Source organism: Mycolicibacterium smegmatis (genome assembly GCF_001457595.1).
GTDB classification, from domain to species: domain Bacteria; phylum Actinomycetota; class Actinomycetes; order Mycobacteriales; family Mycobacteriaceae; genus Mycobacterium; species Mycobacterium smegmatis.
The window spans coordinates 235,902-254,835 of record NZ_LN831039.1; the positions used below are offsets into that span (position 1 = coordinate 235,902).

Genomic DNA, 18,934 nt, shown 5'->3' on the forward strand with positions numbered 1-18,934 from the left:
GAAGTTCGGCATGGCATTGCCGCAGTACGGCCCGGCGCTCGGGAGCGCCAAAGATCTGGCCCGCTTCGCTACACGGCTCGAGGAGCTGGGTTACGACACCCTGTGGGCCGCCGAGCGTCTGGTGATGCCGCTGAAGATCCACAGCGATGTGCCTGTCGGTGACGACGACACCTGGGCGAGCTACCTGGACATGATAGGTGCTTTCGGTGATCCGTTCTCTCTCGTCGCGGCGGCCGCAGCCGTGACCGATCGGATACGCTTCAACTTCGGCACACTGAACGCCCCTCTACACCAACCGATTCGGCTCGCGCAGACGCTCACCACGTTGGACGTGCTCAGTGACGGCCGCATCGACGCCGGCTTCGGCCTCAGTTGGGTGCGCGACGAATACGACGTATCGGGTCTCGACTGGTCGTCGCGGGGACGCCGGCTCGATGACACCCTCGACTTTCTACGTGTCTGGTGGACCGAGAATCCGGTCGAGTACGCGAGCCCGTTCATCTCGCTCCCACCCTCACGTGTCGACCTGCGCCCGGCACAGGCAGGTGGCCCGCCGGTGTATCTGGGTGGGTCGAGTAACGCCGCACTCGCCCGGGTTGGGCGTCGTGCGGCGGGCTGGATCGGATTCGATCAGCTTCCTGACGATGTGATGAAGTCCCTCTGGTCGACCGCGCGGCGCGCAGCCGAAGAGGCCGACCGGGACCCTGACGCGCTGCGAAAGATCGTCCGCGTCAATGGTGAGCCAGGAGAGTCGTTGTCCCACATCGCCGATCGCCTGGCACGTCAGGTGGATGAGGGCGCCGACGAGGTCATGGTCGATCTGGTGTTCACCTACAAGACCATCGACGAGCGGCTCGATGCGGCAGAGCGGCTGATGCACCGCAAAACATGGTGACCCGGTAGTTCAGTCGAAGACCGTCGGCAGCTCCGGGTGCCGCCAGTGGGTGTGCATCATGCGCAGCTGGGCCTCGTCGACCGACGGCGCCAACGGAGGTAACCGGTCCAGGGCGAACCAGTCGATCGCGCTGGTCCCGGTGAGATCCGCTGGTACCCGGCCCCGTTCGTGGCACAAGAAGAACAGTTTGTGGACATGGAACAGCGGCGCCGGCTGCCGCGACGGACGGTGCCTGTCGTGGTAGAGCACGGCAACCAGCTTGTCGACATCGACGATGAGGCCGGCCTCCTCACGGACCTCCTTCGCGACAGCCTGCGCCGGGGTTTCCAAGACGTCACACCACCCGCCGGGAAGCGTCCACAGCCGGTCGGCGCGCTCCTGGACCAGGAGAAGCTCTTCTTCGGAGTTGAAGATCGCGCCGCGCACCGACACCTTGGGTGTCATGTACCCGGTGTCGACGCTGAAGGCTGCGCGCAACTGCTCGATATCACCGTCGGCGATCAGGGTCATCAACTCTTCGGCAGCCCGACGAACCTGGGTGTAACGCTGACGGTCGAATGGGTCGTGGGCGAACGTCAGCCCGTTCTGGGCGACGGCAAGCAGGGTGAGTGCCTGCCGTCGGATCAGGTCAGAGGCGTCGTGGTCGGAAGGCACAAAAGCCCCTCAGAACAACGGCAATCCATGATCCATGCCGAGCCGGACACGGCCGGCGCCCTCCATGAACAACGCCGACTGGTTGGCGTGCTGTGTCGCCGCCATGCCGTCGCGGAAGATCCGCTCGATCGTGTTGGTGCGGTACAGCGCCGATGAGCCCGCGAGGTTGTACATATCCACCAGTGCAATGCGGCTCACCTCTGCGGCGTGCGTGATCGCGGCACGGTGGGCCGCGCGTTGGTCGAGCGTCAGCTGATCGCCGGCATCTGCCAGCTCCGAGGCCGTCGACAGGAGGAGCAGGCGCGCGGCGTCGACACTGGCCTGCGCCTTGGCGACCAGATACTGCGTCCGCGTGGCATCGGCGACCACGCCGCCCACCACCGACGCCTTCGATCGCACCAGGGTGACGGTCTCCTCGATCATGTGCGCGGCGATGCCGAGAGTGACTGCGGCACAGCCGCCGAACACCAGGTTGCCGATGAAGCCGCGGTAGACCGGGCTGTCGGTGTTGACCGGCGCATCGAGCCGGGTGGCGAGATCCTCGGGGACGAAGACGTCGTCGATCACCACATCCCGGCTCCCTGTCGCCCGCAGCCCGGTGACATTCCAGGTGTCTTGGATGTCGATCTGGTCGGTGGGGACGGCGAACAGACGCACATCCGGCGCCCCGTTGGTATCGCCCGTGACGATTCCCACGACCACGATCCAGGTCGCACTCCTGATCCCGGTGACGATCTTCCAATGGCCACTCAGCTGGAACCCACCGTTGGTCGGCGTGGCGGTGCCGGGCATCCCGGAGTTGGCGAACACCGGCTCGACGCCGGTGCCCCAGATGCGCTTGTTGCCCGTTTCGGGAAGCATGGCGCCGATGAACCCGAAGTTGGTGTTCCACACCAGCAATCCGACGGATCCGTCGATGCGGCCGAACTTTTCGTACACCGACAGCGCCGTCGGCAGTGGGGCCGCCCAGCCGCCGAGCTCGCGCGGGGTCAGCAGCCGGAACGCGCCTGCGTCGCGCAACTCGTCGTGCAACCTGCTGGGAATGTCGCCGAGACCATCGGCTTCTTCGACGCTCGCTTCGATCGAGGCACGCAAGGCGCCTGGGAGATCGAGAACATCATGCGTCTGAACCTGCGTTGTCATACCGGTGGGAACGATGGGCGCGACAAAACGATTCGCAGCACCGGCAGTAGCCTCGGGGACATGTCGCAGGCCGACGAGTTCGTCAAGCGCAATCCCGCCGCCCCACGAGGGTTCTTCGCAGCAGAAGCCGCAGGGCTCACCTGGTTACGCGTGGACGGTGGCGTCGACTGCGTGCGTGTCCTGGATTGCGATGCAACGTCTTTGAGTCTGGAGCGCCTTGAATCCGCGCCACCGACGGCCGAGGCGGCCCGCGACTTCGGCAGGCGGCTCGCGGTCACCCACAATACGGGCGCCCGCGGTTTCGGTGCGGGTCCTGACGGCCACGACGGGCCCGGATTCTTTGGGCCGATGTCGGAGCCGTTGCCCATGTCGTTGAACCCGCACAACTCATGGGGCGAGTTCTACGCCGTCGAACGATTGCGTCCCATGGCCGAACTCGCCGCTCCGCGGTTGTCCTCGTCTGCCCGTGAAGCGATCGACCGCGTCATCGAGCTGTGCGCCGCAGGCACTTTCGACGATGGCGACGTGCCGTGCCGGCTGCACGGGGATCTGTGGAGCGGCAACGTGATGTGGACCCCCGCCGGAGTGGTGCTGATCGACCCTGCCGCACACGGCGGGCACCGCGAGACGGATCTCGCGATGCTGGCGCTGTTCGGGTGTCCGTTCCTTGGCGAGGTACTCGAGGGTTATCGATCGGTGCAGCCATTGCGTCCCGGGTGGCAGGACCGCGTCGGCCTGCACCAGCTGTACCCGCTGCTGGCGCATGTGGTGCTCTTCGGGGGCGGGTACGCCACCCAGACACATCGCGCCGCCGCGAGCGTGCTGACGACCTACGGGTGACTGCGGATACCGCAGCTGTGTTGTGTGCGGCATCGATCCTCATGAATCACGCATATGTCGTATGTGCCGAAAAGCCAGGTCACAGCTAATTGAATTCAATTACGGATCTCGTCGCGTCGGTAGTGGACCTGATGCGCCGCTACCGGTGGTGATGCTTGCGGTGGGTACGAATGTGCCTGCGTTTTGGCAACGATTGCCTGATTCGCTGTGCTATATGCGCACAGCGTAGTTCAACTTATGAGCGCTGGTAACGACGGTAATCGGTCTTTCGAAGGGAAATTTTGAGGATTCGCTCAAAATGTTCGTAATCAACTAGTGATCCGAATCACAGGGGTGCTAAGTTCCTGAGAACAACCTGAGACGGCTGACTGAAAGGAACGCCCAGTGGCCGGAAAAAATCGTAAACGCGGGCAGCGCGCAAAGAAGATAGCGACGCTCAGCGCTGCTACCGTCACGGCCACGGCGTTGACCGCGGGCATCGCTCCCATCGGTGAGGCAAATGCCGCCGTCGTGGCCCGCGAAGCGGCGCTACAGGCAGATGTCCGGCCCTTCCCGCCACCAGATCAGATCCCCGACATCACCGGTGGGTTGGGCGCCGCGGGATACGACCTGGCTCAGGCGATCGGTGCGCAGGTCATGACGTCGCTGATGGAGAGCATCAGCCTCGCAGCACTCGCCCAGGCGGCCGGCATCGATCCGCAGAGCATCGCCACCGGCCTGCTCAACGAAGCGATCGGCAGTGTGCTCGGCGGCACGCTCGATCAGCTTCCGATCGATCTCACGGGTGTGCTGCAGCCGCTGTTGGCGCAGGTGCTGACGCCGCTGGTGAGTGAAATTCTCGGTGAATTGCCGATCGGTGGTGCTCTCGGAGATGCACTGATCGGGGTCGTGGCCGGCCTCGTGGTGTCCACGTTGGCTTTGGAGCTCTCTGACCTCGGAGCGATCGACAACGTCGGTGCGCTGCTGGCGGCGCTCGGCCTCGATCTCTCCAATCCCCTCAACCTCTCCGGTGATCCGATCCCGGGCTTGAACCTCGTGACGACCGGATCACCCTTCACCTTCCTCAAGCTCTTCGGCGTAGACCTTGGATGGGTGCCGCCGTTCCCCAACCCCGTGGCCGAGGACATCAACAACACCGAGTACCTGAAGGTCGGGTTGGCGGGCCTGCTGGAGAACCTCGGGATCGAACTCGATCCGATCGACCTCGACATCCTCGATCTCAACCTGCTGGGTGTCGACCTCGGCGAGCTCGGAGATCTGCTCGGTATCGACCTCGGCCCGGTTGGTGGTCTTCTCGGCGGTCTACTCGGCAGTGTCGGGGTCGACCTCGACGCACTCGGCCTGGGAACCCTGGACCCCAACGAGATTCTCAACCTGCTGCCCGATGTGGTCGCGCTCCGGATTCCGATCGTCGTCGGATTCCAGCTGGGCGCGTTCGCGGCGGGCGCGGCGTACCAGCAGGTGGTCGATGACCTGCCGAACCAGCCCGGCGGCGCCAACTACCAGGGCACCAATCCGCTCCTCGGCAGCTTCACGATCCTGCCGATGGTGCTGATCGACAACCCCGGTCGTGCCAATGGCGGCTTGTTCGCACGCGCCTACCCGTTGTTCCGGCTCATGGGAATCGACACCGTCACGCCCGACACCCAGGTGCAGAGCAGCACAAGCGGAGATTCGCTCCTCAACAACATCCAGCTTCTGGGTCTGACCGTGGGCGGCGCGAACCTGATCCCCATCAAGGTCGACGCGACGGCCGAGTATCTGCCGCTGTCGGACTTCGCCGCGTGGCCCAACCCGTTCACGATGACGAACAACGTTGCCGCAGCGCTGTTCCCGACGTACATGCTGCGCAACCAGAGCATCCCGGGTGTCGTCACCGATCTGACCGGGAAGGTCGTCGGCCAGCTTCTCGGCGACCTCACCGATTACCTGGCCGATCCCGGTGACGACCCGACCAAGGGGCCCGAGCTCAACATCTACTACACCCTCGATGCCAAGAGCCTGCCGTTGCTTGAGCCGACGTACCTGGCCGTCGACGTGATCAATCTGTTCACCGGCTTGAACCTCAACAATCCGATCGGCACGGCCCTGTCGCCGGCGCTCACCACGCTGGTGAATCTCGGCTACACCGACGTCAGCCGGGACGAGACTGCCGCCGGTGTCGAATACGTCCGCGATTTCGATGATTCCGACATCCCGACCGCTTTCGGATCGTTCCCCGACGTCGAGTGGGCCAAGGTGCCCGGCGATGTGGTGACCCAGCTCGTGCGCGGTGTGCAGAAGGCGGTCGGCGACGGCCTGGTCAACCAGAGCCCGGTGCCCAGCCCCCTCACCACACTTCTCGGTCTGCTCGGACTGGGGAACGCGCTGCCGTCGGGCGGATCGGTGCTGAACCTGCCCGACCTCAACGGCCTGCTGCCGACTGCGGGCACCACCAATGCCGCTGCGCGACAATCGGAGCCGAACACCAAGTTCGAACCGCAGGCCATCACCGAGACGAAGGCCACCGACCCGGATACCACGGTCCTGAATCTCCCGTCACCGCAAGAGAAGACGGCGGTACCCGAGTCCACGAAGAAGGTCGGTGGCGAGGTCAAGAAGGTCGTTGCCGACATCGACGAGGCGCGCGCGGAGATCGAGGCCAAGGTGAAGAAGGCCAACGAGCGGGCGAAGGCGTCGGCGGAGAAGGCGCGCGAGCGTACGCAGAAGGCCGTCAAGGATGCCCAGGACCGGGTGAACAAGATTGCCGACAACGGTCGCAAGCAGATCAAGGCCGTCGCCGATGGTGTCGAGAAAGCGGTGAAAGACACCAAGCAAGCCGTGAAGAAGGCCACCGCCAAACCGACCAAGAAGACCCAGGCCGGCAGCCAGAACAACGACAACGACAAGAAGGACAAAGACGCCGCTTAGGCGCTCATAACCCCCCCGCCGAAACGGCATTCCAGCAGGAAAAGTCCGAGGACACGCCCTGCTGGAATGCCGTTTCGGCGTTTGCGGGGCACGACGTCTGCCGTCGCGTCGATTGCAAGAGCAAACATCTTCGGCAAAGTCAATAAAGTTGTCTGAAAAATTGTGGTGATCTAGATCACGCTGGTGCTACGTTCCTGAGAGCAACCTGAGGGTTTCTCTGAAAGGACTGGCAGTGGCTACAAAACGATCCAGCCGCAAGGCGCGTGCAAAGAAGGCGGCGACGCTCAGCGCCGCTGCGATGACGGCCACAGCCCTGACTGCGGGCGTCGCTCCGATCGCGGAAGCAAACTCCGCCGTCGTCAGTCGCGAGGTCGCGCTGACGGCCGGTCCGAACTACACGCAGCTCATCACCGACTCGTCGAACAGCCTGAACAACGTCCTGTTCGCAGGGGGGAACTTCGGCGGTGCAGCGGCCGGGCTGTGGAACCCGTTGGCCGCGGCATTTCCTGGCGGGGTGCTCCCGACCTTCTACTCGGGGACCGGACAAGAGGATCTGTCCTCCGTCGACGGATTCGTTGACGCCTTGAACGCTCTCACCGGTGTGTTCGGGGATCTGAATCTCGACGCGGTCCCCGGTCTGCCGGACGGCGCGTCGACGGCGGTGCTAGCCGGACTGCTCCCGGGCCTGGCCCCCGCGGCCCTGGTGTTCGCGCTCGCCAACGCGCCGCTGTTGCCGGTGACGGGCATCGAGGTGTTGCTGTCCGGGCTCAGCGGCATTCGAGGTGTGACCGGGGTTCCGTCGATCGACGAGCTGATCGAGGGGTTGTCGGTGACGCAGACGACCTACTCCTCCGGGTTCGACTGGCCGATACTCGGGGGCAGTGGGAACACCACGGTGAGCAACCTGTTCGCCCAGTTGCCTGAGCAGTCCTTCGGTGACATCATCGCCGCGATCCAGGGTGAAGTGGACGTTCCGAACAATGCCCTCACCAAATTGTTTGTCGCCGGCTTGTTTGCGACAGTCAACGCCGCTCTCGGTGGCGTCGAAACCCCGTCTGTCACCGCTTGGCTGCCAAGCGGTTCCGGGAACTATTCACTTCTCGGCGGGTCATACGGCTGGTTGGCCGCGATGCCGACGCTGGTGGTCGGGCCCGTCGATCTGGGCGCCATCGGTGAGTCGGGCACCGAGACCGTTGTGGCGATCCCGATCTTCGCGCAGGGACTCACACTGCCGATGGGGCTGGCGTCGATGGCGATGGTGACCTCGCCCGGAGCGCTGTTCCCCACCGCGACCGGCGTGTCGACGCTCGGGGGCACAACCGTGCAGTCGTTCGGAATCCCGCTGCTGGGAATCGATTTCAGTGTGACGAACCTGCTGCAGTCGACCTATGTCGGAACCAACGGGTTCAACGTCAACAGTGGCACCACGATAGCGGCGCTCACCACGCCGTTCGGCACGCTGCCGATCGTATTCTCGCTCGGCGGCCTCAACGCCGGCAGCACGGGCTTCGGCTTCACATTGCCGTCGCTGTTCACCGTCGGGGTCGCGCCGTCGTTCCAGGTGGGCACCGCGCCGAATCAACAGTCGCCCGATGGCGTGATACCGGCAAGCGTGCTCAACCTCGGCCTCGAATTGCCCACGCAAACCACCGATGTCGCAAGCCTTCTCGGGCTTCCCGACGTCGGTGGTGCGGTGTCGAACGTCCTCACACCGGTGTTCAACGTGACCATCGCCCCGATCGGTGAGACGTTCACCGAGGCGCTCAACGAGCAGGCCGGCCCTCTGGTGAACGATTTCGTGAGCACGGTCGAACAACTGACCGCCGCCATTGCCGATCTGTCCGAGCAACTACCCGAAGCGGGCACGCCACCGGCCGTCGAGCAAGAGCAGAACAACATGCTGGCGGCGAAGACCGGCGACCCGGCACCTCCGAAGATCGAAGGCACTGAGGCGAAATCGTCCGAGGGGGGTGTCACCGAGGTCGCGGCGAACACGGAGGAAACTCAGGCGGTTCTCGAGACCGGCGCGAAGAAGCCCGACGACAGTACGAAGGCGTCGGCGAAGAAGATGCGTCAGGGCACACAGCAGGCGGTCAAGAAAGCCCAGGACCGGGTGAACAAGGTCGCCGAGAATGGCCGCAAGCAGGTCAAGGCCGTCACCGACGGGGTCAAGAAAGCCGTGAAGGACACCCGCGATGCAGTGAAGAAGGCGATCAGCAAGCCGGCCAAGAAGACCCAGAGCACCGGCACCGACAACGACAACAAGGATTCCGAGTAGTCACACGGTTTCCGAAACGACATTCCAGCAGGGAAGGTGCGAGTGCACCCCTGCTGGAATGTCGTTTCGCCCATGGGGAAGCCGGCATTCAGACCTGGTGCACGGATTCCACGGTGTACTGGTGCGGGTCGAAGCTCACCGCGACCTGCGCACACTTACCCATGTGTTCGCGCGCGGCGGGGTCGTCGAGCATGGCCTTGTACGCCTCGACGCTCTGCCATTGGGCGTAATTGGCGACACGGGTTCCGTCGGCGCTCAGGTGGATGTTGGCCGAGATGAACCCGGGCACGTGGCGCATCACCTCGTCGGTGGCTCGGCTCAACAATTCGACCAACTCGCGTGAGCGATGGGGTTCGACGGTGAACACGTTGATGAGCGTGGCGATCGGGGAGTGCTGCTGGATGATCGTCATGATGTCTCCGATGTCAGGTTCCTTACATGGGAGAATGTAGCAGCATGTAAGGTTCCTGTCATGTCAACCGTCGACGTCGAATCCGGCCCCGGTTATCTGGTCAAGCGCGTGCAGCAGGCGCTGCGACGCCGGTGCGATACGGAACTGCGAACCATCGGGCTGTCCATGGCCCAATATGCGGTGCTGCGGGCCCTGGCCGACCATCCGACCGCGTCGGCATCCGAGCTGGCGCGGCTGTGCTTCGTGACGCGGCAATCACTGCAGGACGTCTTGAGAGGGTTGCGAAACGGCGGACTCGTCGAGAATGCCGACGGCCCGCAGGTCGGCCGCGCCCGCGCGCTGCACCTGACCGCGGTCGGCACGAAGCTGCTCGACGAGGCGCACGCGATCGTGATCGACGTCGAGAACCAGATGGTCGGCGGTCTCTCCGCGTCGGCACAGAAGCAGCTGGCGCAGTCACTCCTGCGTTGCGCCGAGAACCTTGAAGCGGAGATCAGTTGAGGGCCAGCGCACTGCGGGTCAGCTCGGCGAGCACGGGCGACATCAGCTGTGCGTACTCGGCGGTGATGTGGTTGTCGTCGCGGAACACCAGTGTGTTTCCGATGATGACGGGACAGCGCTGGTCGGTGCAGAAGTACTCGCCGAGGTCGGCATACTGCCCACCGCCTGCCCGCACAGCGGCGGCCTCGGCGGCAATGCCGTCGTGGTTCATCGCGATCGACCGCTCAGGCGCGCACGCCAGGGCGTCGTCCATGTGCCCGGAGACGCACGTGGGGACCGTTGCGTGCGGATCGGGCACCGGACCGAGCACCAGCACCCGCGCGCCGGTTCCGCGCAACTGTCCGACGAGCCGCGTCAGCCCGTCGAGCCAGGCCTGGTCGTAACTGACGAAGCCGAAGTCGGCGCCATAGCGGCGCACCATGTCGAGCACGATCAGCGCGGGGCGTTCACGTTCGATGCGCTCGAGCACGGTGGCACGCCACTGTTTGCACTCGGTGAACTCCCGGCCCAGGTACGGGCTGACGATCGGCAGTTTCATCAGCGGGCAGGTCACCTTCGACATGGTCTCCAGTCGCCAACCCTGCTGCCGGGCCACCGGTTCGAGCGCGGGTTGCCACATCGCCGCGTGCGAGTCCCCGATGAGTGCCACCGTGGTCGTCGAATCGGAGACGCCGGAGGCGCATTCGGGCTGCACCACGTCGTCCCACGACAGCACGCACCCGTTGACGAACATGTCGGGCTTGGTGATGTCGTCGAGGCGCGGTGTCAGGTTCGACGGCACGGCGTGCGGGTGCACCGACTGCGCGACGGCGTCGCGCAACTGCTCAGAAGGGGTCGGCGCGCGCGGGGTGGGGGGATCGACGATCGCCGCGGCGGGGACGGCCGCACCGGTCCCGGTGGGCACGGGCCGAATGGCGAGGAGCGCCAAGCCGGCGCACACAGCGATACCCGTCGCGGTGGCGCCGACAGCCAGGCTGCGCCATGTCGATGACCGCAGCGCCGCGGCGAACCGGGCCGGGTTCTCGACGAGATGAAGGGTCAGGATCGCCAGACCGAGCGACATGACGACCATCGCCAACCGCCCGGCCAGGCTCAGGTCGGCGCCGATCAGCACAGGCGCCAGCAGCAGCGCGGGCCAGTGCCACAGATACCACGAGTACGACACTCGTCCGATGGCCCGCAGCACGGGCTTGGACAGCAGGCGCCCGACGCCCAGATCCGGTGTCGCGCAGCCTGCCCCGATCACCAGCGCGGTGCCCAGCACCGGCAACAGCGCCGCCGTGCCCGGATACGGGGTCGCCGCACCGATCTGGTTGCAGGTCGCCAGGATCAGTGCGAGGCCGCCCCAGCCGACGACCGCGGCGCACACCGGCGGAAGCCTGCGCCACTGCGTGGCGGTCAACGCCACGAGACCGCCGATGGCCAACTCCCACGCGCGCGTCGGCAACGAGAAGAACGCCCACGCCGGCAGCGTTCGCGTCCACAGCACGCACAGCGCCAGCGAGCCGCCCGCCAGCACCGCGAGCACCACGAAATAGGGGAGCGACGCGGTGCCGCGTCCACCGCCGGCTGATCGGCGCCGCAACCACCAGGCCACGCCGAGGATGAGCGCGGGCCACACCAGATAGAACTGCTCCTCGACCCCCAGCGACCAGTAGTGCTGCAGCGGCGAAGGTGCGGTGTCGGCCAGGTAGTCGGTGCCTTCGATGGCGAAGCGGTAGTTGCCCAGGTAGAGCGCGGCGGCGACGGTGTCACCCAGCACGTTTCGCGCCTGCAGAGGTGGCAGCAGCACAGCGGCTGCAACCGACGTCGCCACCAGCACCACCGCGGCGGCCGGAAGCAGTCGCCGGGCACGTGCCGCGTAGAAGGACGCCAGACCGACCGTGCCGGTGCGGGCCACCTCACGGACCAGCAGGCCGGTGATCAGGAAGCCGGACACCACGAAGAACACGTCGACGCCGACGAAGCCGCCGCGCAGTCCCGGCACGCCGGCGTGATAGAGCACCACGGTGAGGATTGCGACCGCGCGCAGACCTTCGATGTCGGGGCGGAACTGCGTGGCGGACAGAATCTTCCGTCCGCTCGCGGGCTTGTCGCGTCGGGTCCGGCCTTTCGAAGATGCGGTCACTCTGTTCACTCGAGTAACGATCGTCCCACGAGAACCTGCGGTTACCGGGGATTTGTTGCTAGCGTCGTGCCGATGCGACGCAGATGGTGGACGCGCCAGGCGCCGGCAAAGGTGCTGGCGCTGGTGCTCGCGTCGGTGTTTCTGGTGGCTTGCACATCGACCGGAACGCAGGCACCTCCGAGCGAGGCGGGCGACGGCACATGCAGCCTCGCTGGCCTGCCGCCCGAGGTGGCCGACACCGTCGACCTCATCGAGTCCGGCGGCCCGTTCCCGTATCCGCGCAACGACGGCGTCGTGTTCGGCAACTTCGAGGGACTGCTGCCCGAACACGAGCGCGGGTACTACCGCGAGTACACGGTCCCCACCCCGGGGCTCAAGCACCGCGGCGCCCGCCGGATCGTCACAGGCGGCATCCCGCTCGACGACCCACCCGAGATGTACTACACCGACGACCACTACGAGTCGTTCTGTCTGATCGGAGGAACGTGAAGACGTATGAGATCGACGGATCCGCGGTGGCGTCGAAGGCCGACTTCTTCACCGAGATCGGCCGCGCGGTCAACGGCGAGGGTGGTTACTTCGGTTCGAACCTCGACGCGCTCGCGGACTGCCTGCGCGGCGGGTTCGGCACACCCGACGACGGCAAGTTCCGGTTCGTCATCACGTCGTACAAACACGTGAAAGACGCGGTCGGGGAGGATGTCTGGAGTGCGCTGCTGACGATCTTCACCACCGAGGGCGTCGACCTGTGGCTGCGGTCCTGATCAGTTGAACGCCAGCCAGCTCGGCAGCGCGCGTTCGCGTGAATCGCACAGCACCTGACGCGTATCACAATTGCCGCGCGGTGACCCTGCGCCGCTCCACATCCCGCCGGTGTCGCGGCGCAGCACGATCGCCGACGAACCGCCGCCGTCGAGCAGCACGGCGTTGTCGGCCCCGAGTCCGCGGAACAGGTCCTGCATGTTGTCGGGGGTGTAGCTGCCGCCCTGGAAGACGTAGAGCTGATCGGCCGCACGGTTGTAGCCCAGCGCGGTGCGCGCCGCGCTGGGCCCGCCGTCGTTGAGCTGACCGGTATCGCCCGGTGCGAGCAGACCGATGCCTGCCACCGCGACGAACCGCGTCCCGCTGTCCACGAGCCGCTGGATCTCCGGGGACGCCGCGTCATAGTCGTTGGGGCCCTTGGGCATGATGATGTACGGGGCGCCGCCGACCGGCAGGATCATCGTGGCCAGTGCCGACCAGTGCTCGTTGCCGCCGGACAGGCCCTGCTTGCCCGCGTAGGCGAGCGTGCCGGTGACCGCCTTATTGGTACGGCCCTGGCCGCGCGTGTTGTCGACGTAGGCGCCCAGCGGTGAACTGCATTTGGTGTCGCGCCACGAACCGCCCTTCTGCGGCCTGACATCGAAGAAGTTGGCGTTGACCGCGATGGTCGGCTGGCCCAGCACGTGCCAGGCGTTCAGCGGTGCATAGGTTTCCGACGCCTGCCACAGACCTTCGCTGGTACGGGCGCCCGGGGTTCGCTCACACCGCGACTGATAACCCTGGTGCGTGTCGACGAGCAGACGCGGATTCAGACGGGTCGACGCGTTCTTGATGGTCATCAGGTGGCCACCGTTGTTGAGCGTGTAGGCCCGGCCGTCCGCGGTGAGGAACGGTGCGGCGAACTGCCCGCCGAAGTTGTACACCAGGTACGAACCCTTGGTGTTGGCGATGGCGCCCAGCAGCAGTGTCCTGGGGTCCTCGGCCCTGGTGGGCGGGGCGCCGCCCGTACCCAGCACAGCGCACAACGCGAACGTTGCGGCGCCCGCCGTCACGCGTCGGAAAAGTTTTGCCAGCCCAGGCACGAAATACACAGTAGCCACATAGATAACTCTGTCAACATACGTAACGGGCTGGTCACGGGCTGATACCGGAGGTGTTCCGGAACCGTCAACAAACGAAAAACAGTTAGCTGGAAACGTATTCGGCCAGGTGCCGTCCCGTCAGCGTCGAGCGCGCGGCCACCAGATCCGCGGGTGTGCCCTCGAAGACGATCCGGCCGCCGTCGTGGCCCGCGCCGGGCCCCAGGTCGATGATCCAGTCCGCGTGCGCCATGACGGCCTGGTGGTGCTCGATGACCACCACCGACTTACCCGAGTCCACCAACCGGTCCAGCAGCACAAGCAGCTGTTCGACATCGGCGAGGTGCAGGCCCGTCGTCGGCTCGTCGAGGATGTAGACGTCACCCTTGTCGGCCATCTGCGCTGCGAGCTTGAGTCGTTGCCGTTCACCACCCGAGAGTGTGGTGAGCGGTTGCCCCAGCGTGAGGTAACCCAGCCCGACATCAGCCATGCGCTCGAGGATTTTCTGCGCGGCAGGGACCTTCGCCTCACCGGCGCCGAAGAACTCCACAGCCTCGGTCACCGGCATCTCCAGCACCTCGGCGATGTTGCGGTGTGCCAGGGTGTATTCGAGCACCGTGGCCTGGAACCGCCGGCCCTCGCACTCCTCGCACGGCGACTCCACGGTCGCCATCACCCCGAGGTCGGTGTAGATGACGCCTGCACCGTTGCAGACCGGGCACGCCCCCTCCGAATTCGAGCTGAACAGAGCGGGTTTCACGCCGTTGGCCTTGGCGAACGCCTTGCGGATGGGCTCCAGCAGCCCGGTGTACGTCGCGGGGTTGCTGCGGCGTGAACCGCGGATCGGACTCTGGTCGACCAGTACCACGCCCTCGCGACCGGCGACCGACCCGTCGATCAGGGAACTCTTGCCCGATCCCGCGACACCGGTGATCACCACCAGCACGCCGAGCGGGATGTCGACGTCGACGTCGTGCAGATTGTTGGTGTTCGCGCCGCGGACCTCCAGGGCGCCGTCGGGTTCGCGAACCGAATCCTTCAGCGCGGCACGGTAACCCAGATGCCGTCCGGTGACAGTGTCGCTGGCGCGCAGCCCGTCGACGGTGCCCTGGAACACCACCTCGCCGCCCGCCGTACCCGCGCCGGGTCCGAGGTCGACGACATGGTCGGCGATCGCGATGGTCTCGGGTTTGTGCTCGACCACCAGCACCGTGTTGCCCTTGTCGCGCAATTGCAGCAGCAGGGTGTTCATCCGCGCGATGTCGTGTGGATGCAGACCGATCGTCGGCTCATCGAACACGTAGGTGACGTCGGTGAGCGCCGAGCCCAGATGACGGATCATCTTGACGCGCTGCGCCTCACCACCGGAGAGCGTGCCTGCCGGGCGTGCGAGCGACAGGTATCCCAGGCCGATCTCGACGAAGGAGTCGAGGGTGTGGCGCAGCGCGGTGAGCAGCGGCGCCACCGATTTCGCCGTGGCTTTCTTCTCCAGGCCGGCCAGCCACGTGGCCAGGTCGGTGATCTGCATGGCGCTCGCGTCGGCGATGTTGACGCCGTCGATCTTCGACGACCGCGCGGTCTCCGACAGCCGGGTCCCGTCGCACTCGGGGCACGTGGTGAACGTGACGGCCCGTTCCACGAACGCGCGGATGTGCGGCTGCATGGCCTCGACGTCCTTGGACAGGAACGACTTCTGGATCTGCGGGATGAGGCCCAGGTACGTCAGGTTGGTGCCGTCGATCTTGAGCCTCGTCGCGTCCTTGTACAGCAGTGCGTCGAGTTCCTTCTTGGTGAACTTCTTGATCGGCTTGTCCGGATCGAAGAAGCCGCAACCGCGGAAGATCCGGCCGTACCAGCCGTCCATGCTGAAACCGGGGATCGTCAACGCGCCCTCGTTGAGCGACTTGCTGTCGTCGTACAGGGCGGTCAGGTCGATGTCGTTGACCGAACCGCGGCCCTCACACCGCGGACACATGCCGCCCACGATGTTGAAGTCACGACGCTCCTTGACCGTGCGTCCGCCCTTCTGGAACTCGACCGCACCCGCGCCGCTGATCGACGCCACGTTGAACGAGAACGCCTGCGGCGACCCGACGTGAGGTTTTCCCAGGCGGCTGAACAGGATCCGCAGCATCGCACCCGCGTCGGTGACCGTTCCCACCGTCGACCGCGGATCCGAACCCATGCGCTGCTGATCGACGATGATCGCGGTGGTGAGCCCTTCGAGTACATCCACCTCGGGCCGCGCCTGGTTGGGCATGAAACCCTGGATGAACGCGCTGTAGGTCTCGTTGATGAGCCGTTGCGACTCCGCGGCGATCGTGTCGAACACCAGCGAGCTCTTGCCCGATCCCGACACACCCGTGAACACCGTGAGCCGCCGCTTGGGCAGCTCGATGTCGATGTCCTTGAGGTTGTTCTCGCGGGCGCCGGTGACGCGGATCCGGTCGTGGCTGTCGGCGGGATGCATCAGAGTGCGCGCTCCTGGATACGGATCATGGTGCCCGCGGGATCGCGCACCGCGCAGTCGCGGACACCATAGGGCTGGTCGGTCGGTTCCTGCACGATCTCGGCCGTGGTGGCCTGCAGTCGCTCGAAGGTGGCGTCGACGTCGGCGGTGGCGAGGACGATGCTCGCAAACGTGCCCTTGGCCATCATCTCGCGGATCACCTTCCCCTCCTCCTCGGTGATCGCCGGATCGGCGGTCAGCGGGTACAGGACGATCGAGGTGCCCGGCTGGTTCGGCGGGCCGACCGTGATCCACCGCATGGTGCCGTGGCCGACGTCGAGGCGGACCTCGAACCCGAGGGCGTCGCGGTAGAACGCGAGCGACTCTTCGGGATCCTCGTGCGGCACGAACGTGTTGTGGATGGTGAGGTCGTTGCTCATGGGCTCACGCTAGGTGCAGGCGCACGGCGGGCGCTTCTCGATTCCTGACCGGTCTGGTGACGTACTTCTCCAGGCACGACGGCAAGCCCTCCTGTGTGGCGGCCGCGCGATCCCGATAGGTGCTGGGCGGCAGGCCCACCAACTCGGTGAACCGCGTGCTGAACGTGCCCAGCGACGAACACCCGACGGCGAAGCACACCTCGGTGACCGACAGGTCACCACGGCGCAGGAGCGCCATCGCGCGTTCGATCCGACGAGTCATCAGATACGAGTACGGCGATTCGCCGAAGGCGGCTTTGAATTGGCGCGACAGATGTCCTGCCGACATGTTCACCCCGCGTGCCAGCGCTTCCACGTTGAGCGGCTGCGCGTACTCGCGGTCGATACGGTCGCGCACCCGGCGCAACAGCTTGAGGTCGCGCAGTCGTTGCTCCTCCCCAGGCATGGCCACGCAGCCGATGTTACGGCGGCGGAGCCAGCCGGTACACCGCCCCGGCAAAGTCGTCGGTGATGTACACCGCGCCGTCGGGGCCGGTCACCGCGGCCACCGGCCGGCCCCAGCGCTGCCCGTCGTCGTCCTGAAAGCCGCCGACCAGTGTCTGTTGCGGCCCCAAAGTGCCGTCGCGCCAAGCGAAGAACGACACCTCGGGAGCGCGCGGCGCGTCCCGGTTCCACGACCCGTGCACACCCACCAGCGCACCCTGCCCGAACGGCTGCGGAAGCTCGGCGAAGCTCATCCCCAGCGGGGCCGAGTGCGCGCCTAGGGTCTGCTCGATGGGATGCAGTGCGGCGCAGTCCATCTCGGCGCCATCGGGATTGGTCTGCAGGTCGCGGATCAGCTTCGCCGGTGGCGGGCCGTCGGGATTGCAGTACGGCCAACCCAGTTCACGCCCTGGCGTCAGGCGTGCGACCGACTCGGGCGGATGGTCGTCGACGTAGGACTGCACGACGCGGCCGTCGGGGTCGGCGACGTTGTCGCGGTTGTTGACCGCGGTCCACAACGACCCGTCCGGGGCGAACGCAAGCCCCGTTCCGTTGCGCACGCCGGTCGCGAACGGTTCGGCCGGACCACCGCCGGGCGGCACCCGCATGATGGTGGCCCGCGGCGGGTCGGCCGTGCGGTCCTCGGCCAAGATGTTGCCCGTGGACCCGATCGAGAAGTACACCGCGCCGTCGTCGCCGACGACGACGCTCTTGAGTGCGTGGGCGTAGGCGCCGCGCAGGTCGGGGCTCTTGGCGTCGGGAAGACCGTCGATAACGGTGCGGCGGTTCACCGCGGCGCCGTCGGCATAGTCGTAGGCGTCGATCTGATCGCTCTCGGCCACGTACAGCGTCGGCCCCGCGAAGAACAGTCCGTGCGGTTGGTCCAGCCCGTCGAGCAGGGTGCTCTGTGTGGGAAGCACTTTCAGCACCTCGCCGGTGCTGGGGACCGAGACGAGCAGGGCTCCGTCGGGTGCCCACGCGGCCATGCGGGCCTTGGGCACCCGCGCGACGACCTCAAGGGTCCACCCGTCCGGGACGAGAGCCTGACGCGGCTGGTCGAGCGGTGCGTCGTCGAGACCTTCAGGCACCTCGACCGTCACGGGTGTCAGCTCAGCCGCACCGGCGGGGTGTTCGGCGGTGGTCTGCGAAGACGATCGAGACGGTTGCGCTGTGGGCTCCGTAGTCTGCGGTTCGGTGCCGCATCCGGCGAGCACAACGGACGCGGTGACGACGACAGCGCTAATCCCCGGCCAGGCTCGCATGCATCTCCCAAACCAGGATCTCGGCCGGCTCGTCGGTGGCCGTCACGCGTTGTCCGCCGGAGCCGGTCAGGCGCGCGGCGTCACCTTCGGCCAGGTCACCGGCATCCTCCAGCGTGACGCGGCCCCGCGCGACGAACAGGTGCACGTAGCGGGCCTCGGGTAATCCGACGGCATCACCGGGCCGCAGCCGCGCCCCGTAGAGCGTGGCGTTGCGGTTGTGCAGCGTCACGGCGGCGTCACCGGCCCCCGAGGCGATCGGCGTCAGGTTTTCGGCGAGCGTGATCTCGCGCTGCTCGTAGCCCGGCGTAAGGCCGGCACGGTCCGGGATGACCCACATCTGCACGAAGTGCACCGGTTTGTCCGACGACGCGTTCTTCTCCGAGTGCTGCACACCCGTCCCCGCCGACATGCGCTGCGCCAGGCCCGGGTAGATGACCCCGGAGTTGCCCATCGAGTCCGCATGCGCGAGCTCGCCGTCGAGCACCCACGTGACGATCTCCATGTCGCGGTGCGGGTGGGTGTCGAATCCGCCACCTGCGGCGACGATGTCGTCGTTGTTCACCAGCAGCAGCCCGTGGTGGGTGTTCGCCGGGTCGTAGTAGTCGCCGAAGGAGAAGGAATGCCGTGACTGCAGCCAGTCGGTGACAGAGACGCCGCGTTGGTCGGCGCGCCGGATGTCGACGGTCGGGGGCATGGCT

Annotated in this window: 17 protein-coding genes; 7 read left to right on the plus strand and 10 right to left on the minus strand. The window is 66.2% G+C overall.

Annotated features, from left to right (window positions below; genetic code table 11):
• Nucleotides 1–10 precede the first annotated feature (10 nt).
• Nucleotides 11–895: a TIGR03619 family F420-dependent LLM class oxidoreductase gene (locus AT701_RS01035; protein ID WP_223495243.1), complete on the plus strand. Its 885-nt coding sequence runs from the start codon at nucleotides 11–13 to the stop codon at nucleotides 893–895.
• 9 nt (nucleotides 896–904) lie between these two features.
• Here AT701_RS01035 and AT701_RS01040 read toward each other — a convergent pair whose 3' ends face one another.
• Both AT701_RS01040 and AT701_RS01045 read right to left on the minus strand, forming a co-directional pair.
• Nucleotides 905–1,549 carry an NUDIX hydrolase gene (locus tag AT701_RS01040; RefSeq protein WP_011726735.1) on the minus strand — a complete coding sequence of 215 codons (645 nt, stop codon included), beginning with the start codon at nucleotides 1,547–1,549 and terminating at the stop codon, nucleotides 905–907.
• Between the two features lie 9 nt (nucleotides 1,550–1,558).
• Nucleotides 1,559–2,692, minus strand: coding sequence for an acyl-CoA dehydrogenase family protein (locus AT701_RS01045; protein WP_011726736.1), 1,134 nt, complete (start codon nucleotides 2,690–2,692; stop codon nucleotides 1,559–1,561).
• A gap of 60 nt (nucleotides 2,693–2,752) precedes the next feature.
• Between AT701_RS01045 and AT701_RS01050 the strand changes: the two genes are divergently transcribed.
• The 3 genes from AT701_RS01050 to AT701_RS01060 all read left to right on the plus strand — a co-directional run bounded on the left by AT701_RS01050 (nucleotide 2,753) and on the right by AT701_RS01060 (nucleotide 8,720).
• Complete coding sequence (locus AT701_RS01050) at nucleotides 2,753–3,532, plus strand: fructosamine kinase family protein (RefSeq protein WP_058124959.1); 780 nt, start codon at nucleotides 2,753–2,755, stop codon at nucleotides 3,530–3,532.
• Between the two features lie 384 nt (nucleotides 3,533–3,916).
• The gene (locus AT701_RS01055) at nucleotides 3,917–6,442 is read left to right on the plus strand and encodes an AAA family ATPase (RefSeq protein WP_058124960.1); all 2,526 of its coding nucleotides are present in this window, start codon (nucleotides 3,917–3,919) and stop codon (nucleotides 6,440–6,442) included.
• Nucleotides 6,443–6,674: 232 nt separating this feature from the next.
• Entirely contained in the window at nucleotides 6,675–8,720 is a 2,046-nt protein-coding gene (locus AT701_RS01060) for a hypothetical protein (RefSeq protein WP_058124961.1), read from the plus strand.
• Nucleotides 8,721–8,808: 88 nt separating this feature from the next.
• Here the strand turns inward: AT701_RS01060 and AT701_RS01065 are convergent, their stop codons facing one another.
• Entirely contained in the window at nucleotides 8,809–9,132 is a 324-nt protein-coding gene (locus AT701_RS01065; RefSeq protein ID WP_058124962.1) for an antibiotic biosynthesis monooxygenase family protein, read from the minus strand.
• A gap of 60 nt (nucleotides 9,133–9,192) precedes the next feature.
• Here AT701_RS01065 and AT701_RS01070 point away from each other — a divergent pair, with 60 nt between their 5' ends.
• On the plus strand, nucleotides 9,193–9,633 hold the full coding sequence (locus AT701_RS01070) for a MarR family winged helix-turn-helix transcriptional regulator (RefSeq protein ID WP_003891547.1): 441 nt from the start codon (nucleotides 9,193–9,195) through the stop codon (nucleotides 9,631–9,633).
• On the opposite strand, the gene AT701_RS01075 is transcribed toward AT701_RS01070, so the two are convergent.
• On the minus strand, nucleotides 9,626–11,761 hold the full coding sequence (locus AT701_RS01075) for an acyltransferase family protein (RefSeq protein WP_058124963.1): 2,136 nt from the start codon (nucleotides 11,759–11,761) through the stop codon (nucleotides 9,626–9,628). The genes AT701_RS01070 and AT701_RS01075 overlap by 8 nt on opposite strands.
• 72 nt (nucleotides 11,762–11,833) lie before the next feature.
• Between AT701_RS01075 and AT701_RS01080 the strand changes: the two genes are divergently transcribed.
• Both AT701_RS01080 and AT701_RS01085 read left to right on the plus strand, forming a co-directional pair.
• Complete coding sequence (locus AT701_RS01080; RefSeq protein ID WP_301348678.1) at nucleotides 11,834–12,250, plus strand: guanyl-specific ribonuclease; 417 nt, start codon at nucleotides 11,834–11,836, stop codon at nucleotides 12,248–12,250.
• Entirely contained in the window at nucleotides 12,247–12,525 is a 279-nt protein-coding gene (locus AT701_RS01085; protein WP_003891550.1) for a barstar family protein, read from the plus strand. Before AT701_RS01080 ends, AT701_RS01085 begins: the two co-directional genes overlap by 4 nt.
• Here AT701_RS01085 and AT701_RS01090 read toward each other — a convergent pair whose 3' ends face one another.
• The 6 genes from AT701_RS01090 to AT701_RS01115 form a co-directional block, all read right to left on the minus strand.
• Nucleotides 12,526–13,614 carry a phosphodiester glycosidase family protein gene (locus AT701_RS01090; RefSeq protein WP_081319323.1) on the minus strand — a complete coding sequence of 363 codons (1,089 nt, stop codon included), beginning with the start codon at nucleotides 13,612–13,614 and terminating at the stop codon, nucleotides 12,526–12,528.
• Between the two features lie 94 nt (nucleotides 13,615–13,708).
• The gene (locus AT701_RS01095; RefSeq protein ID WP_058124965.1) at nucleotides 13,709–16,072 is read right to left on the minus strand and encodes an ATP-binding cassette domain-containing protein; all 2,364 of its coding nucleotides are present in this window, start codon (nucleotides 16,070–16,072) and stop codon (nucleotides 13,709–13,711) included.
• Nucleotides 16,072–16,491, minus strand: a complete 420-nt coding sequence (locus AT701_RS01100; RefSeq protein WP_058124966.1) for a VOC family protein — start codon at nucleotides 16,489–16,491, stop codon at nucleotides 16,072–16,074. Before AT701_RS01100 ends, AT701_RS01095 begins: the two co-directional genes overlap by 1 nt.
• A gap of 4 nt (nucleotides 16,492–16,495) precedes the next feature.
• Nucleotides 16,496–16,936, minus strand: a complete 441-nt coding sequence (locus AT701_RS01105; RefSeq protein WP_058127486.1) for a helix-turn-helix transcriptional regulator — start codon at nucleotides 16,934–16,936, stop codon at nucleotides 16,496–16,498.
• Nucleotides 16,937–16,952: 16 nt separating this feature from the next.
• A complete protein-coding gene (locus AT701_RS01110) occupies nucleotides 16,953–18,236 on the minus strand; it encodes a PQQ-dependent sugar dehydrogenase (protein ID WP_058124967.1) in 1,284 nt (427 codons plus the stop codon).
• A complete protein-coding gene (locus AT701_RS01115) occupies nucleotides 18,214–18,930 on the minus strand; it encodes a pirin family protein (RefSeq protein ID WP_003891556.1) in 717 nt (238 codons plus the stop codon). The genes AT701_RS01110 and AT701_RS01115 overlap by 23 nt, the downstream gene beginning before the upstream one ends.
• Nucleotides 18,931–18,934 lie beyond the last annotated feature (4 nt).